This is a genomic window from Chloroherpetonaceae bacterium, from assembly GCA_033763895.1.
GTDB lineage: Bacteria > Bacteroidota > Chlorobiia > Chlorobiales > Thermochlorobacteraceae > JANRJQ01.
Window position 1 is genome coordinate 838,353 of the sequence record JANRJQ010000004.1, and the last position, 13,333, is coordinate 851,685.

16 protein-coding genes are annotated in these 13,333 nt (G+C 41.2%); 7 read left to right on the top strand and 9 right to left on the bottom strand.

Translation table 11 applies throughout. The features are described 5' to 3' along the window. The first annotated feature begins 207 nt into the window (after nucleotides 1–207). The 4 genes from SFU91_04280 to SFU91_04295 all read left to right on the top strand — a co-directional run bounded on the left by SFU91_04280 (nucleotide 208) and on the right by SFU91_04295 (nucleotide 5,256). Nucleotides 208–2,667, top strand: coding sequence for a DNA polymerase domain-containing protein (locus SFU91_04280; protein ID MDX2128234.1), 2,460 nt, complete (start codon nucleotides 208–210; stop codon nucleotides 2,665–2,667). A 246-nt stretch (nucleotides 2,668–2,913) separates the two neighbouring features. Further along, nucleotides 2,914–4,086, top strand: a complete 1,173-nt coding sequence (locus SFU91_04285; GenBank protein MDX2128235.1) for a response regulator — start codon at nucleotides 2,914–2,916, stop codon at nucleotides 4,084–4,086. A gap of 97 nt (nucleotides 4,087–4,183) precedes the next feature. Further along, nucleotides 4,184–4,549 (top strand): hypothetical protein, encoded by a 366-nt coding sequence (locus SFU91_04290; GenBank protein ID MDX2128236.1) that lies wholly within the window; start codon nucleotides 4,184–4,186, stop codon nucleotides 4,547–4,549. 11 nt (nucleotides 4,550–4,560) lie between these two features. Then, nucleotides 4,561–5,256, top strand: coding sequence for a GTPase domain-containing protein (locus tag SFU91_04295; protein MDX2128237.1), 696 nt, complete (start codon nucleotides 4,561–4,563; stop codon nucleotides 5,254–5,256). 89 nt (nucleotides 5,257–5,345) lie between these two features. On the opposite strand, the gene SFU91_04300 is transcribed toward SFU91_04295, so the two are convergent. Beyond that, nucleotides 5,346–6,674, bottom strand: a complete 1,329-nt coding sequence (locus SFU91_04300; protein MDX2128238.1) for an AAA family ATPase — start codon at nucleotides 6,672–6,674, stop codon at nucleotides 5,346–5,348. Between the two features lie 111 nt (nucleotides 6,675–6,785). Here SFU91_04300 and SFU91_04305 point away from each other — a divergent pair, with 111 nt between their 5' ends. After that, nucleotides 6,786–7,238, top strand: a complete 453-nt coding sequence (locus SFU91_04305; GenBank protein MDX2128239.1) for a hypothetical protein — start codon at nucleotides 6,786–6,788, stop codon at nucleotides 7,236–7,238. Here SFU91_04305 and folK read toward each other — a convergent pair. Then, entirely contained in the window at nucleotides 7,214–7,834 is a 621-nt protein-coding gene (folK, locus tag SFU91_04310; protein MDX2128240.1) for a 2-amino-4-hydroxy-6-hydroxymethyldihydropteridine diphosphokinase, read from the bottom strand. The two genes, SFU91_04305 and folK, sit on opposite strands and share 25 nt — an antisense overlap. Continuing rightward, nucleotides 7,806–8,237 (bottom strand): dihydroneopterin aldolase, encoded by a 432-nt coding sequence (gene folB, locus SFU91_04315; GenBank protein ID MDX2128241.1) that lies wholly within the window; start codon nucleotides 8,235–8,237, stop codon nucleotides 7,806–7,808. The genes folK and folB overlap by 29 nt, the downstream gene beginning before the upstream one ends. A 75-nt stretch (nucleotides 8,238–8,312) precedes the next feature. Here folB and SFU91_04320 point away from each other — a divergent pair, with 75 nt between their 5' ends. Together SFU91_04320 and nadC are read left to right on the top strand one after the other, a co-directional pair. Beyond that, the gene (locus SFU91_04320) at nucleotides 8,313–8,966 is read left to right on the top strand and encodes an LON peptidase substrate-binding domain-containing protein (GenBank protein ID MDX2128242.1); all 654 of its coding nucleotides are present in this window, start codon (nucleotides 8,313–8,315) and stop codon (nucleotides 8,964–8,966) included. Between the two features lies 1 nt (nucleotide 8,967). Then, complete coding sequence (gene nadC / locus SFU91_04325; GenBank protein ID MDX2128243.1) at nucleotides 8,968–9,849, top strand: carboxylating nicotinate-nucleotide diphosphorylase; 882 nt, start codon at nucleotides 8,968–8,970, stop codon at nucleotides 9,847–9,849. A 256-nt stretch (nucleotides 9,850–10,105) separates the two neighbouring features. Here the strand turns inward: nadC and rplQ are convergent, their stop codons facing one another. Genes rplQ through rpmJ form a run of 6 tightly spaced genes read right to left on the bottom strand, consistent with a single transcriptional unit; the run spans nucleotide 10,106 to nucleotide 13,240 of the window. Continuing rightward, nucleotides 10,106–10,579: a 50S ribosomal protein L17 gene (gene rplQ, locus SFU91_04330; protein ID MDX2128244.1), complete on the bottom strand. Its 474-nt coding sequence runs from the start codon at nucleotides 10,577–10,579 to the stop codon at nucleotides 10,106–10,108. A gap of 41 nt (nucleotides 10,580–10,620) precedes the next feature. Next, the gene (locus SFU91_04335) at nucleotides 10,621–11,613 is read right to left on the bottom strand and encodes a DNA-directed RNA polymerase subunit alpha (GenBank protein MDX2128245.1); all 993 of its coding nucleotides are present in this window, start codon (nucleotides 11,611–11,613) and stop codon (nucleotides 10,621–10,623) included. A gap of 55 nt (nucleotides 11,614–11,668) precedes the next feature. Then, nucleotides 11,669–12,280 (bottom strand): 30S ribosomal protein S4, encoded by a 612-nt coding sequence (gene rpsD / locus SFU91_04340; protein MDX2128246.1) that lies wholly within the window; start codon nucleotides 12,278–12,280, stop codon nucleotides 11,669–11,671. Between the two features lie 27 nt (nucleotides 12,281–12,307). Beyond that, nucleotides 12,308–12,691, bottom strand: a complete 384-nt coding sequence (gene rpsK, locus SFU91_04345) for a 30S ribosomal protein S11 (protein ID MDX2128247.1) — start codon at nucleotides 12,689–12,691, stop codon at nucleotides 12,308–12,310. Nucleotides 12,692–12,707: 16 nt separating this feature from the next. Next, nucleotides 12,708–13,088 carry a 30S ribosomal protein S13 gene (gene rpsM, locus SFU91_04350; GenBank protein MDX2128248.1) on the bottom strand — a complete coding sequence of 127 codons (381 nt, stop codon included), beginning with the start codon at nucleotides 13,086–13,088 and terminating at the stop codon, nucleotides 12,708–12,710. A 35-nt stretch (nucleotides 13,089–13,123) separates the two neighbouring features. Further along, a complete protein-coding gene (gene rpmJ / locus SFU91_04355) occupies nucleotides 13,124–13,240 on the bottom strand; it encodes a 50S ribosomal protein L36 (GenBank protein MDX2128249.1) in 117 nt (38 codons plus the stop codon). Between the last annotated feature and the right edge of the window lie 93 nt (nucleotides 13,241–13,333).

Here is a 13,333-nt window from a genome sequence, read left to right on the forward strand (position 1 = left end):
TATTTTCGTTTTTCGATCTTTCCCGAAATGGTTTTCATTTTGGGACTTCTGCTTATAACTTTTTACTTAATTCGAAGAATTAACGATTTCCTCTCGTTGAAGCGTTCTTTGAATGATGTTTTGGATACCTTTAACGAATCCTTAGGTATTTGATGGGCTTTGATATTTGCTTTCGCATTTACATTTTTGAAAAACTCTGACCAACAAATGGATTTATTTTCTCAACCCGTTGCCGCCTCACCGGAAAGTTCTCCCGAGCTGACCAATGAAGAGGCAAAAAAGCTCTCTCTAGCCGCCGGGTTTCTTTCGAATGAATTGCTTTATGGAAAAGATTCAGAAGAAAATATTATCGCTGTTTCTACCCTTAACGATACACATATCCGCGTCTATAAACGAGATCGTTCCGGAAGCCTGATCCACCGAGATGACCCCTGTTATCCATTTTTCTTTCTATCCAAACACGGGTTTTTGAAAGACTTCCGCTCGGCTGATGGTTTTTGGTTGAAAGATCTCGAAGGCAATAATTATTACAAGCATCTGGCCATTTTTAGAAGTTGGAAGGAATACCGTGCCGCTCAAGACTATGTTGCCGATACGAAGCGTCGGTTAAACCCAAAAGAAACCTTGGTAAGCGATGAAGATGGATTCGGGAATCGTGTAGAAGAAATTTATGCCAAAGGTGACGCCTCTTCTCAATACCTTTTCCAATCAGGGAAAACGCTCTTCAAAGGGATGACTTTTCAAGATTTGCGCCGATTACAGTTGGATATCGAAACCTACTGGAAGCCCGAAGCCACTCGTTCCGGAAAAATTGAAATCGGTAAAGATCCAATCATCATTGTCTCCCTTTCCGATAGCTCCGGTTGGGAAAAAGTCATTCACACAAAAGCACAAAGTGAAAAGGCCTTATTGCTTGAACTCATTGAAATCATTAAAGAGCGCGACCCCGATGTCATTGAAGGTCATAACATTTTCAGTTTCGATTTACCTTACATTCAACGCCGCTGTGAACTTAATGGGGTTCGCTTTACCATAGGTCGCGATGGCTCCCTCCCACGCAGCTATCCGGCAAGCATTCGATTTGCCGAGCGCACCATCGATTACCCCTACTGCGAAATCGCCGGCCGTCATGTGGTGGATACTTTGTTTCTGGTTCAATATTTTGATTCCGTCAAGCGGGCAATGCCTAGCTATAGCCTCAAAGAATCCGCCAAGTACTTCGGATTTGCTTCTGATTCCCGCACATACATTGCTCACGAAGACATCGCCCATACGTGGGATACCAATCCTGAGAAGCTTCTGAATTATGCGCTCGATGATGTTCGTGAAGCCGGAAAACTTTCCGAACTCCTTTCGGGGAGCAATTTTTATATGACCCAAATGATGCCCTTTTCCTACGGACAGGTTTCGAGAATGGGCCCTGCGGCAAAGATTGAAGCCCTCTTTGTTCGCGAATACTTGCGGCAAAAGCACTCACTTCCTCGGCCTCAAATCGGGCAGCAGGAGTCGGGCGGGTTTACCGAAGTTTTTCTTAAAGGAATTTTAGGTCCAATCGTTTATGCCGATGTCGAATCGCTTTATCCATCCATTATGCTCACTTTTGATATTTGCCCAAAGTCAGATGAGCGAAAACTTTTTCCTAAAATTCTTAAAGACCTAAAAGAACTTCGCTTTACCGCGAAACGCCGCGCCAAAACTTCCTCCGAAAAAGCCGAGCGTGACCTTTATGATGCAATGCAGAATTCCTTCAAGATTCTCATCAACGCAATGTATGGCTACCTTGGGTTTCGAGCAGGAATCTTTAATGATTATGCCGAAGCCGACCGGGTTACAACCAAAGGCCAAGAAATCGCCAAAAAAATGATTGTTGAATTCGAAAAACGCGGAAGCCGCGTGGTGGAAGTTGATACCGATGGAATTCTTTTAATTCCCCCTCCCAACGTTCAAGGTGAAGACGATGAACGCGCTTTGGTGAAATCAGTTTCCGACACAATGCCCGAAGGGATTTCAATCGCTTACGATGGTCGATTCAAAAAAATGATTTCTTATATGAAGAAGAACTATGTTCTTCAATCGTATGACGGCAAATTGAAAATCAAAGGGTCGTCCCTTGTTTCACGTAGCGGAGAAAAATTTGGCCGAGAGTTTGTCAAAAAGGGGTTCCAACATCTGCTTGATTTCGATATCGTGGGGCTGCATCAACTCTTTATTCACACCCGCGAGCGAATTATCAAAAAAGAAATGGATGTCTCGGAATTCAGTCGAACCGAAAGCCTCAAGGAATCAATGGATGAATACAAACTTGGTGTTAAAAATGGTAAGCCGAAACGAATCACTTATGAAGTTTTGATTCGTGCAAAAAAAGTTGCTTCAAAAGGTGACCGTGTGACCTACTACCTTTCAGGTTCCGGAATTATCGGAAATAACGCAGAAAAAGGAAAACTTTCATCGGAGTGGAATAAAGACAAGCCTGATCAAAACATCGACTTTTACCTGCGCAGACTTGACGAATTCACCGATAAGTTTAAGCCTTTCTTCAAGCCCTCGGATTTCAGCCGAATTTTCACCGCCGATGAGCTTTTTGGATTTACACCTGAGGGAATCGAATTGATTACAGAAATTCAAAATCGCGATAGTTCTGAAATCGATGATGAAGTTCCCTTTTAGCGTTCTTCTACATTTGAAATGCCCTTTCGGGTGTCAAGTCCGCTTTTTTATTTTGCCGAGTGTTTCAAGTTATTGGTTACTTATTCACAAGTCATAATTTTACTTGGTTTGATTCATTTATTCATTTTGACTGTTCTTTTCTCTGAAGAGACACTTTTTTTTGATTAAATTACCCTTGTAAATAATCCGTATTCATTAATTCCATCTGAATTTTTTACCCTTTTGTTTCAAAAGGGAATTTGATTTATGTCCACAGTAGCTACTGATGTCCAAAAACGCCGCGTGCTCGTTGTTGATGATGAGCCAAACATCGCCATCGGCATTCTAAAAACTTTAGGTCAACACCAACACTACTTTGCTAAGCATGCCCCAACCGGAGATTTAGCCGTTGAATTGCTGAAAAAAGAATCTTACGATTTGGTGATTACCGATATCAAGATGCCCAATAGCAAATTTCAGGGAATTGACTTGCTTCGGCATATTAGAACCAACTATCCGGATATTGGTGTCATCATCATGACCGCCTACGGTTCAACCGCAGTTCAGGAAGAGGCCTCTCGGCGAGGGTCTCTTTTATATCTTGAAAAACCATTTGAATTCACCCATCTCCAACAAGTTGTTGATGATTTTTTTGATCGTAAAGAACATACTGCTGCACCTGCCGAGGCCGAAGCCGATAGCGGGGTTCAAGGTGTGATTCCGGGTCTTTCGTTAATGGATGTGATCCAAATGAATTGCCTTTCACGATCAACATGTACATTTCTTATTCAAAAAAGCGACGGTTCAGGGCAAGGTATTATTTGCTTCAACAAAGGCGATATCACGCATGCCGAAACGCCAAACCGCAGCGGAAAAGATGCGTTTTTAGAAATCGTTTCTTGGCAAGGTGGAAGTTTTGAAACCCTTGATCAGATTTCGCCTACTGTTACCATTGTTGAAAGTTGGGAACAACTGATGATGGAGGCAGTGATGTTAATGCCTGATGCACCTGTTGCTCAGCCCGGCGCCGCTTCTCCAAAGGCAGTTGCTAAGCCACAAGCACCCGCACCGAAGCCGCAAGCCGACCTTGACCCAGCGAAAATGCTTGATCGCGTGCTCGATGCCGCGAAAGCTGATGCCGCTTTTTTAGTCACACACAGTGGTTTTATGCTTGATAAACGTGTCAAAGCAACTTTAGATATTACGAAAACCGGCGATGAAATTGCCAAGTTGATGCCCGGCGTTTTTGCTTTCGGAAAGAATATTGGGGGAGGAACACTTTCTGAAATCACCTTTCGCTTCGGAAACAAAATTGTGATGGTGCGCAATGTCCAAGAGAGTGAAGCACTGTTTATTGTAATTTCACCGGCATCAATTACTTCGGGTGATATATTCAAAGCAATTGATCGTGAATCAGCAACGCTCAAAAAAATTCTTTAAAGCAACTTGTTCGATATCTTTTAAGTTTTTGATTTAGAAATCGATTAGCTTTTTGTAACTTTTTCTCATATCCTGCAAATAAAGCGCAGGGGTTTTCATGACAAATTTTAGTGAAGTTCTTTCCGTATTTAACGGAATCCAAGGGGTAATCGGTGTTTCCGTTGTCGATAGCGATGGAATGCATTTGGTATCTTCATTTCCCGGGACGGAATTCAATGATGCCCTTTCGCCGGTCATTTGCTATTTAACAAGTGATGCGACAAAGCATCTTCAAGTTTTGGGTGAGTCTCCAAATCAGGTTTGTATTTCGATGAGTGATAAATTAATTATAATCCAATTGGTTTATGATCTCATCCTTGTGGTTTATAGTCAGAAGCGCAATTTGCACGCAGTTCAAACAGCCATCGAATCCGCTTCATTAATCTTGAATCGAATTGCAACAGTAGAATTTTCAAACACATAACTTTATCAGCAATGGCAAATATCAATTACGCGAATAAGGAAATCATTATTAAGATCGTTTACTACGGTCCGGGGATGAGCGGAAAAACCACCAACTTGCAAGTGCTTCATCAAATGGTTCCGCAAGATTCCGCAAGCAAGATGATTTCACTTGCCACAGAGCAAGATCGCACCCTGTTTTTCGATTTATTGCCAATTTCATTGGGCTCAGTGAAAGGCTTCAATACTAAGTTTCAGCTTTACACCGTTCCGGGTCAGGTTTATTACAATACCACAAGAAAATTGGTGCTTAATGGCGTTGATGGCGTTGTTTTTGTCGCAGATTCTCAGCAAGGAAAAATGCCTGAAAACATTGAAAGTTTGAATAACCTTAAAGATAATCTTTCTGAGTATGGGATTGATATGGCCAAGTTTCCGGTTGTATTGCAGTACAATAAGCGAGATGTGGCTAATCCAATTACCATCGATGAATTCCAATCAACCTTAAATGCTGCTTACAACTTTCCTTATTCTGAAGCAGTTGCCTTTAAAGGTCAAGGTTTAATGGAAACATTGAAGTTGATTAGCAAAATAACATTGCAGCGCATTGGCTCTAAAACCAGTTCCGCCACAACACCGGCAGAGCCCTCTGCTCAGCCAGCGAACCCTGCGACACCACCACCGCAAGCCAGCAGCGAATTTTTCAAGAATCTTCAAAAGAAAATGTAAGCCATTATCTTTTATAAAGTTGAAAAGCCCCGATTTCGGGGCTTTTCAACTTTATATTACTTCTCCAATATCATTTATAAATATTCTTCTCATTTTTTAGTAAATGTGATTTCTGTCCCATTTAATCCAATCTCAATTTGATCCCCTTCACGAAAAGTGCCTGAAAGAATTTTTTCTGCCAATGTATTGACAATTGTTCGCTGCATCACGCGCTTGAGTGGCCGAGCACCAAAGGAAGGATCGTAGCCCAATTGTGACAACCAATCTTTTGCCGCTTCATTCAGCTCAAGGGTTAAGCCTTGTTTTTGGGCCGATTCCCGAATCCGTTCAAATTGAATCTGCACAATGGCATTCGTTTCATCTCGGGTAAGTGGCATGAACATAATCACCTCATCAATTCGGTTTAAGAATTCAGGGCGCACTTTTTTTCTTAACAGTTCAAACACTTCAACCTTTAACTTTGATACCACTTCCCGTCGGTTATCATCGGTAATGAATTGAAGTTGATCTTGAATCAGTTGCGAACCCAAATTGCTTGTCATGATAATTATGGTATTCTTAAAGTTAACTACATGACCTTTGTTATCGGTCAACCGGCCATCATCAAGCACTTGTAAAAGAATATTAAAGACATCTTGATGCGCTTTTTCTATTTCATCCAAGAGCACAACAGAAAAGGGATGTCGCCTTACTGCTTCAGTGAGTTGCCCGCCTTCATCATACCCCACATAACCCGGCGGTGCACCAACCAGCCTTGATACGCTATGAGCTTCCATATACTCGCTCATATCAATTCGTACCAAGGCATTTTCGTCGTTAAATAAATATTCAGCTAAACTCTTGGCTAATTCCGTTTTACCTACGCCAGTTGTTCCTAAAAAAATGAATGATCCGATTGGCCGCCGTTCATCTGAAAGCCCTGCCCTTGCCCGCCTTACGGCTTCGGCTACTGCTTTTATGGCTTCATCTTGGCCGATTACGCGTTTGTGTAATTCAGATTCAAGCGAAAGGAGTTTTTGCCGCTCCGATTGTAACATCTTTGAAACAGGAATCCCTGTCCATTTGGCCACCACTTGCGCAATATCCTCTGCACCGACTTCCTCTTTCATCATCGCACCATTTTGCTGCATCGTTTCGAGTCTTGTTTTAGCTGATTCAAGTTCTTTTTGCAAGGCGGTAATTTTACCATAGCGCAATTCTGCTACTTTACCGAAATCACCGTTTCGCTCAAATTCTTCTGCCTGAACCTTTGCTGACTCTATTTCACTCTTCAATCGTCGTAATTCTGTGATGGCCTCTTTTTCCCGTTGCCACTTCGCTTGTATTCGCGATTGCTCCTCGCGTAAATCAGCCAATTCCCGTTCGATTTCCTGAAGCCTAACTTCAGTTAGAGAAATCACTTCGTTTTCTTTTTTCATTTTTCGCTCCTTGATTTCCTTTTATGAAAATCTAAATCCGTAAATTTTTGTTATAAATATTTGTCTTCTGCTTTGTTCTTATAACATTTTTTTGAATTAATTCACTTCATTATGTCTCAAGCTTTAATGAGCCCGCGTTGGCTTCGCCTTGTAAAAGTTGAAGAAATCGAAACGGATGTTTATTTCATCGATCTTTATGTTTCTCCTTTGCCGGCGGCTGAACTCATTTCACAACACTTGTCTGAAAACCCCGTCCTTTATGCTTTTGCCGTTTTTAACAAAGAGAATAAATATCTTTTGAGTTATGCGCTTGAAATTCGCGAAACCTCTCGCCTTCTTGATTCAGGCGAAGAAGAAACATACATTGGCTATTTTCTTGAAACATATTGTGAACACAAGCAATTCAGTTGTAAGAATTTTAAGGAAACCACACCAACGCTCGAAACAGTTCGCGCCTTTGTCCTCTCACTTGTTAATGAATACGATGCTATCCCCAAGATGATCAATTACGACCAAGAATCTGCCAAAAGGGACATCGTTCAAGATTCCGATGAAGGCGAGTAGCGTAAACTCAGTTTTTTCGCTGTTAACTTCGTTGAATTTGATTTTTGTTCCTTTCCATTTTCGCTTGATAAAGTTGAATCACTTTCAAGAATCTTTAAAAGGTCGCTACACTTCGAATTGAATATCGGATGAATCGGGTTTCCGACTTCCAAGAGTGGCCGCAAGACAAATTCTCTCCGGTGCAATTCGGGATGTGGGATGGTTAGAACATCAGATTTTATCACCAACTGATCGTAAAAGAGGATATCCAAATCAAGTGGTCGCGATTCCCATTTTTTTCTTGGCTCTCGCCCGCTTTCTTTTTCTAGTTGCTTCAGTTCTCGAAGTAATTCCTCTGGACTTAATTTCGTTTCAATTAGCCAAACGGCATTGAGGTATGGTGGTTTTGAATAATCGATTCCTTCCGTTGTTAGTGCCGGACTTTCCCAAAAGCTGGAGCCTTTCAAGACCCGAAGCGAAAGATGATGCTGCAGTCGATTTAATGCAGTTTCAAGCGTTTCGTGTGGGATTCCAAATTTCCCTGCCACATTTGCTCCTGCGCCAAGCCAAACTAAATGCCAATCGTTTTCAGGTGAGCGCATATTCCACTTCAGCATAGTCACAAACCCCGCCCACGGGTGGGTTTCGCTTTCTCACCTTTACTTTAATTTCCTCAATATCTGCAAAGTCCTTTTTGAGTTCTTCAGCAATATTTTTTGCAACCTTTTCGATGAGGTAGTATTTTTTGGGTGTGATTACTTCTTTCATAATTTTATACACTTTTTCATAATCAACGGTCTTTGAGAGTGAATCCGTCGCACCTGCTTCTGTAAAGTTGTAGGTTAATTCGACATCGACTTCATATCGAGCACCAACTTTATGTTCGGCTTCGCTTACCCCGTGATGAGCATAAAAGATGGCATTGACCAATCTGATTTTTCCTTTTGAAGTTGTCATTTTTCCGTTGACAATTTCATGTTTTAGTACTTTTTCGTTACCTGTGTTTTTTTGATTTTCCATTTTGATTTTTCTGTGTGCTTTTCCCCTTTTGCCTTAAATTACCTTAGCAATCTATTATACGCTAATCATATTCTCATGCCTGAGCTTCATCTCATTCCTCTATTCCCTTTGCCGGTTGTGGTTTGCCCAACCGAGCCATTACCACTTCATATTTTTGAAGAACGCTACAAGCAAATGATTGCCGACTGTCGCAAAGAACTATTGGGCGATCGGCCTTTGCCTTTTGGTGTTTCACTCGCTTATAACAACAAACTCTATACCATCGGTTGTTCCGTAGAAATTACTGAAGTGGTGAGCGAATATCCTGACGGACAATTGGATATTATCACTACAGGCTTAACCCGTTATAAAATGATTGAAACCTATCGAGACCGTGCCTATATGCGCGCTCAAGTAGAATATTTTCAAGATGATGACCATCAAGTTGATATACTTCAACGTGAACGCGCCATCACACTTCACATGAAGTTCCGTGAACTCATTCAAGGCGAGACATTTGTTGAGGAATATGAAGAAACTGATTCCGTTTCGTTTCGCATCGCACATTCCTCAGGTTTTGATGTGCTTCAAAAGCAAAAATTATTAGAGATGCGGAGTGAAACTGAGCGACTCCTTTTTATTATTTCTTACTTTGAAAAGGCCATTCCTGAAATTGAACGTTCTGAAGAAATTAAGCGACGGGTTCGCTCCAATGGTCATTTCAAAAATTTTGATTCACCAAATTTTTAATATGTCTGATCAATTTCGCGAGTTTCATGAAGAGTGTGAGCTCGAAACGCTTGAGCTTGCAATGATTGAAGATTTGAATGAGGGCGATATTACCACGCTTGCCATAATTCCACCAACTCACCGTAGTAAGGGAATTTTTCGCGCGAAGTCATTCGGTGTAATTTCTGGACTTGCTGTTGCGGAGCGACTTTTTTCCCTATCGGCTCTGCCTAATCATTTTCATTCTTTTATTAAAGATGGGGAGGAGGTCGAGTCTGGCACTATTATTGCCGAAGTTACAGGCCCAACGGATACGCTTCTTGTCTGCGAACGCACCTCGCTTAATGTGATGCAGCGGATGTCTGGCATCGCAACTAAAACAAGGGAATTTGTTCGAGCGGTTTCACATACCAAAGCCGTGATTTTAGATACCCGTAAAACCTCTCCCGGAATGCGTTACTTTGATAAAGCAGCCGTTCGCGATGGCGGCGGGCGGAATCATCGCTTTGGTCTCTATGATATGATATTGATTAAAGATAATCATGTTGATGCTGCAGGTTCCGTTGGTGAAGCCATTGCACGGGCAAAAGCCTACTTAAAAAAGGAATCACTTGAAGTGAAAATTGAAGTGGAAGTTCGTTCAATTCCTGAACTAAAAGCGGCACTAATTTCGAAACCCGACATTATTCTGATTGATAATTTTACGATTGATGCTTTGAAGGAGGCGGTTGAGATATCAAGAGAAATAAATCCTAAAGTTTTGCTGGAAGCTTCCGGTGGGGTTTCACTTCAAACTGTCGGTAAAATCGCTGAAACCGGCGTTGATTTTATTTCTGTTGGTGAATTAACTCATTCCGTAACCGCGTTAGATATTTCAATGAAAATTATTCCTCTCGCGTCATAAACCCTAACTCTGATTGAATAGATTATTTTCATATTATTCCAAAATCTCCAGTAATTGAAAAGATTAATTTCACTATTTAACCAATCTCGAAAGATAATTTGGTTGCAAAGTTTTATCGTTAAAGTTAAACCACAAACCTTTTAGCGTACTAATTTCTATTTCCGAATAAATCTCAAATTGTATGAACTATTTTTCTTATCCACAAAAAAAGGCTGCCAATTTGGCAGCCTTTTCTGTAGGTAATGATTTTTTTTGGTTATGCACCTGCAGCAGTTTCTTTTGCACTTGAATCCTTTTTGGTTTTCGATTCTTTTGAACCTCGAACGCGTTTTGCACGATCTTGCTTTTGTGCCTTTGGCGCTTCAGTAATTTCGCTGTAATCGACAAGTTCAATGAAAGCCATTTTTGCACCGTCACCAAAACGGGGTGGCATTTTCACCACACGTGTATATCCACCGTTGCGAGCGGAAGTTTTACTTGCGACGTCTCCAAATAGCTCTTTTATCGCTTCTTTATCCTTAATGACTTTAAAGACTTCGCGTTGTGCGTGAAGTGTACCGGCTTTGGCCTTTGTAATTAAGGGTTCAAAGTACATGCGTAGGTCTTTTGCCTTAGCTTCTGTTGTTTGAATCCGCTTGTGCAAAATTAATTGTGTACAAAGATTCGACATCAAAGCATGTCTGTGGGTTGTCGTCCGTCTTAATTTACGGAGCGGTTTCAATTTTCTCATTTTTCTAAATCGTTACTGGTGTATAATCTTGTAAACTGTCCTTAGATTTCTTTTAGGCGGTATTTGCTCACATCCATTCCGAAATGAATGCCGCGTGTTTCGACAAGTTCGCGCAATTCCGCGAGTGATTTTTTTCCAAAGTTTTTGAAATTGAGCAATTCTTCTTCTCTTTTTGCAACCAACTGGCCTAAGGTTTCAATTTCCGCCGAACGCAAGCAATTGTGAGAACGCACGGAAAGTTCAAGATCTTCAATGCGTGTGGTTAAGAGATTTCTCATTCGGTTAAACTCCTCATCATCAGTCTTGGTCGTTTCAGTCATCACTTCTTCATCTGCGGTTTGAGTAAACTGAGAGAAGAGCTTAATATGATCACTAATTATCCTACCAGCCAAAGTAATTGCTTCATCTGGTAATATTGAACCGTCAGTTTCTACTTCCAAATTCAATTTTTCATAGTCTGTTCTCTGACCAACACGAGTATTTTCAACACTATAACGAACATTCTTGATTGGTGTATAAATTGAATCCACTGGAATAAATCCAATTGGCGCATTATCTGGTTTGTTGTCTTCCGCCGGAACATAGCCTCTACCTCTGCCTACGGATATATCAATTTTCAAAGTGGCATTTTTATTGAGTGTCGCGATATGAAGTTCCGGATTGAGAATTTCAAAATCAACTTCTGGGCTTACAATATCACCTGCTACAAAATCCTTTGGTCCCTTTAAAACTAAAGAGACGGTTGCGCTTTTTTTGCTGATTGAACGGAATCGGACTTGTTTCAGATTGAGAATGATATCAGGTAAATCTTCCTTAACACCTTCAATTGTTGAGAATTCATGCAATACGCCATCAATTTTAATCCCTGTTATCGCAGTTCCGGGAAGAGAAGAAAGTAATACCCTACGAAGTGTATTGCCAATCGTAACACCGTATCCGCGTTCTAGCGGTTGAGCTGTAAATTTGCCGTAGTTATTTGAATAGGACGCTTCGTCTAATTCTAACTTTTCCGGCATTTGCATTGATTGTATCATATCTTCAAATTTTTTATTCTTAACTGGCGACTTACTTCTACTGTAGTCTTAGCTGTTACTTCGAGTACAATTCAACAACCAACTGCTCGTTGAAAGGTTCGTTGACATCCGCACGATCGGGTATGGCTAAGAAAGTTGCTTTAGCCGCTGCTTTATCAACTGCGATCCATTTTGCAATGGTGTTTTCAATTCTTTTATTCAACGAGGCTCGCACTGCTTCTAAGTCCTTGCTTTTTTCACGGAAAGTAATCACATCTCCGGCTTTCAATTGAAATGAAGGGATATTGACTTTTTTTCCATTGATAAGCAAGTGTCCGTGAGAAACCAATTGGCGAGATGCGCGGCGAGATACAGCGAATCCCGCGCGATAAATTACATTATCCAGACGGCGCTCAAGCATTTTTACTAAGTTATCACCGGTAACACCTCTTTGTGACGCCGCTTTTTCGTAATAATTTCGAAATTGCTTTTCAAGGACGCCATAGATGTACTTCATTTTTTGCTTTTCGCGAAGCTGAACGGCATATTCAGAAATCTTGCTTTTTCTGGATTGCCCGTGCTGACCCGGTGGGTAAGGACGACGCTCAAGATATTTCTCATCTTTGGCGGTAATTGCAACGCCCAGTCTTCGTGAAACTTTTGCTGTTGAACCTAGGTATCGTGCCATTTGGCTTTATCTCCCAATAATTATCGATTAAACTCTTCTGCGTTTTGGAGGGCGGCATCCATTGTGAGGAAGCGGCGTAATATCGCGGATTGAACGAACTTCTAATCCGGCTACTTGCATCGAACGTATCGCTGCGTCTCTCCCCGAACCCGGCCCTTTAATCAGCACATCCACTTTTCTCATTCCCAATTCGTGGGCTTCTTTTGCGGCTGATTCCGCTGTTACCTGTGCTGCGTAAGGCGTATTCTTTTTTGAACCTTTAAATCCCATTTTGCCTGCGGTTGACCAAGAAACGGTGTTACCGACAGAATCTGTAATCGTGACAAGCACATTATTGAAGGTCGCTTTAACATGCGCAATGCCTTCACTGGTAACCGATACTTTTTTCTTCTTTTTTACTGGACTGGCCATCTTTCAACTTTATTTTTTACTTTTTAGCTGCTGCTTTCTTCTTACCTGCAACCGTCTTTCGCTTTCCTTTACGTGTACGCGCATTGGTTCGCGTTCTTTGACCCCTCACCGGCAAACCTCTCCGATGACGAAGTCCTCTATAGCAACCAATATCCATTAATCGCTTAATTGAAAGTTGCTGCTCACTTCTAGCTTGACCTTCAACACGGTATTCCGATGTAATAATGCTACGAATCGCATTCGCATCATCATCTGTCAGTTCTGCAATTTTTCGATCTTCACTAATTTTAGCTTTTGCCAAAATTTTTTGAGCTGAAGATTTTCCAATTCCATAGATGTAAGTTAAACCAATAACCGAGCGCTTATTTCTCGGTAAATCCACCCCTGCTATACGCATGTGCTCTTCTGTTTAATAATTGGGATTAATTGAAATTACCCTTGGCGTTGTTTATGATTCGGGTTTTTCTTGCAAATCACCAAAATTTTCCCATTTCTTTTGATAATCTTGCAACTCTCGCAACGCTTTTTAACCGATGAATAGACTTTCATATTGTGCTTCTCTTTTCTTGTTCCAGACCTTTCTTTTCCCGTTAAGGTATATAAAAAAAGGGCGCAAAGATAAAAAAATATAACTTTCCAACC